The 306-nt window shown below is 45.4% G+C and carries 1 protein-coding gene; it reads right to left on the bottom strand.

What is annotated here, in order from left to right:
* Positions 1-306: hypothetical protein (locus F8B77_RS17795; RefSeq protein WP_167512884.1), on the bottom strand; the 306-nt coding region annotated here is incomplete at both ends.

Raw genomic sequence — 306 nt, 5'->3', positions numbered from 1 at the left:
AAATTACCTGTTTTCCAGAAATCTAACGCTCCATCACCGCTAGTATTGGTATTAAGGCTTTGCTCAACAAGCGTCGTTTGGCTATTCACGTCATATCGGATCAGACGCGCTGTGGTCGGCGTTACTAGATCGGATGCACCGCCAGTGGCAGCTAAACCATATACAATATCACCACTACCATTACTTGCCGCTGACAATAGGTTCTCATTTAGGCTGTTTGGTAAATTGATGGTGCGGTTATGTGTACCATCGGTATTAAATTCACTGTAGTAGACCGCCATGGTGGTTTGATCTTGCCATACCACG

The organism is Aliivibrio finisterrensis (assembly GCF_008933155.1).
In the GTDB taxonomy this organism is placed as follows: domain Bacteria; phylum Pseudomonadota; class Gammaproteobacteria; order Enterobacterales; family Vibrionaceae; genus Aliivibrio; species Aliivibrio finisterrensis.
Note: the sequence above shows the minus strand (reverse complement) of the source record. Positions and strands in the feature narration are given on the sequence as shown.